Here is a 2512-nt window from a genome sequence, read left to right on the forward strand (position 1 = left end):
CCTATGCCACGTGCCGCGGGAGTTGCGTGTGCAGGTACGTGGCGACCGCGTTGAGGTTCGGGTTCTCGAACAACGCCTCGGGCGGCAGGTCGACGCCGTAGCGTTCCTCAACCTCGATCAGCAGGGGGACGGCGAGGGCGGAATCGATTCCCAGTCGATCGAAGTCCGCGTCCGGATCAACCTCCTCCGCGGGTATCTCGAGGAGGCCCGCGACATACTCTCGGCACCAGGTGATAATCTCTTCCCTGCTTGGCTCCACCGTATACCGCGGTACTCGGAGCGGATCTTCTGGCGGTGATTCTCTTCGCCGCCATCCGCTCTTTGGACGGAAGTTTGACATCCCAGGCGAGGCCACTGATCGCGAGTAGTCTGATGAGCCAGTAACCCGGATCGAGGCGGTACCACCGCAGCCCGAAGGAGGGTGAATCGGGGAACGCGTGGTGATTGTTGTGCCACGATTCGCCCAGGCTCAGCAGGGCGAAGATTCCGCCGTTCCTACTGTTCTCCCGGGACTCGTAGGGGCGGGTGCCGAACATGTGCAGGAAGGAGTTGATCCCCCAGATGACGTGTTCGAGGACGAACATCCGTACGAGACCGCCCCAGAGGAAGCCGCTCACCGCCCCGGTCCAACTCTGGTAGACGAGGCCGCCGACGAGCGCCGGGAGCAGGAGCCCGAGCGTCACCCAGTAGTAGTAGAGGCGGGCCACCCGGACCAGCGCACGGTTCTTGATCAGATCCGGCGCGTAGTGGACGACGTTGGGATATTCGTGGCGGCGCATCCACAGGAAGTGCGAGTGGGCCAGGCCGCGGAGCCGGCCCTTCAGACCGTTGCCGGCGAGATTCGGCGAGTGCGGGTCTCCGTCGCGATCGCTGTATTCGTGGTGCCGCCGGTGCAGAGCGACCCAGGACACCACGCCGCTCTGGCCGGTCATCGAGCCGAGTACCGCGAGCGCGGTCGCCGCGGCCGGCGCCGCCTTGAACGCGCGGTGCGTGAAGAGCCGGTGATAGCCGACAGTGATGCCCAGACCGGTCAGGAGCCACATCGAGAAGAGCAGGGCGAGTTCGGTGGCCCCGATCGGATGCACCGCGAGAAACGCGATGGCGGCGGCGGTGCCGGCAATCGGGAGGACGTCGAACAGCAGGAAGTGCCGCCGCTGCAGGCGATGCAGGTAGGAATTGCTGATCGTCTTTCTGCGGGGAGTGGATCCATCGGCCCCGTAGCTGGTTTCAGAGTGCCCGGTTTCAGGAATGTGCGTTGCAGGCTGGAAGCCAGCCATTCTCGACCGCCTCCTCTGGAGGACTGCGGATGGGGTCGTCGGCCCGAACTTTCCCGATCGTAACAGCCGCCGTGGCCGGTTCCGGAACATGCGCCGGAGTAATCGATCGTGAGATTGTGTTTCGTTATCGCCCGTCGTCGAGTCGCATCCGCCGGCTCTCCAGCCCGCGGATAGATGCGAGTGCCGCGGTAGTGCGGGGCGTCACGGTAGTGCGGGGCGTCGCCCAGCACCGTCATAGGGCGACAGCCGGATGGGGAGTGTCTCCAGGCCACGCACGACCAGATGCGGGCGGTAGGAGGGAGGGTCGGTGGCCGGCGTGAGGCTACCGGCCCGGCGCACGAGTGCCTGCAGGGCGATCTCCGCCTCCAGCCGGGCGAGCGGTGCGCCGAGACAGTAGTGGATCCCCAACCCGAAGCCGAGATGACGGGGGGCGGGCGTCGGCCCGGCGTACCGGCGGATGTCGAACCGGTCCGGCTCCGCGAAGGTCTGCGGGTCCCGCCCGGCGGCGGCCAGCATGGTGACGACGACCTCGCCCGCGGCGAAGGAGCGCCCGGAGATCTCGGTGTCGCGCAGCAGGGCGAGCACCGCGTCGCCGATCAGGTTGACCGTGGTCTCGTACCCGGCGACCAGCAGCAGAGCACACAGCTCCAGCAGTTCGGCCTCGGTCAGGCTGTCACCCTGCTCCCGCACCGCCACGAGAAGACCGAGCAGGTCGTCGGTCGGCCGAGCCCGTCTGGCCGCGATCAGCTCCGTGAAGTACGCGTCGAACTCGACGGTGGCCTTCCCTCGCAGATCCACCTCGCCGGCCGCGAGCGCGGCGTCGAGCAGCGACTCGACCAGGACGGTGGTCTGTGGCCGCAGACCGGAGATAACCCGGGGAGTGAACGCCTTGCTGACCAGCTTGCGCAGCCGGGTGTGATCGGGCGGGTTCACGCCGAGGAGCGACCGTAGCCCGCCGTCGAAGCTGTTGGCGGAACGCCAGGCGTTGGTCCTCCCCTCGCCCCGGCCCCAGGCGGCGTCCTGTAGAACGTGCATGCAGTCCTGGTAGCGGGTGAGCAGCGTGACCTGCTGTGCGCCCAGCGGCAGACGGTAGAATGGATCCGCCTCCCGCAGGGCGTTGTAGTTGGGGTAGAGATCATGATATCGGGCCGGATCGAACGCGCCGAAGGCCGGCGACGTGCCGACCGTGGCCGCACCAGACGGTGAATCGGCATCCATTGTCGGATCTGGATCTG

General features: G+C 67.0%; 3 protein-coding genes. All 3 read right to left on the bottom strand.

Translation table 11 applies throughout. The features are described 5' to 3' along the window. Window position 1: 1 nt before the first annotated feature. Window positions 2–259, bottom strand: coding sequence for an acyl carrier protein (locus AC08OU_RS23950; RefSeq protein ID WP_476602276.1), 258 nt, complete (start codon window positions 257–259; stop codon window positions 2–4). After that, the gene (locus tag AC08OU_RS23955; protein WP_476602277.1) at window positions 177–1277 is read right to left on the bottom strand and encodes an acyl-CoA desaturase; all 1101 of its coding nucleotides are present in this window, start codon (window positions 1275–1277) and stop codon (window positions 177–179) included. Before AC08OU_RS23955 ends, AC08OU_RS23950 begins: the two co-directional genes overlap by 83 nt. Window positions 1278–1478: 201 nt before the next feature. Then, window positions 1479–2512 (bottom strand): cytochrome P450 (locus AC08OU_RS23960; protein ID WP_476605883.1); only part of this gene is annotated, 1034 nt, incomplete at its 5' end.

Source organism: Frankia sp. CcMO1, assembly GCF_977945845.1.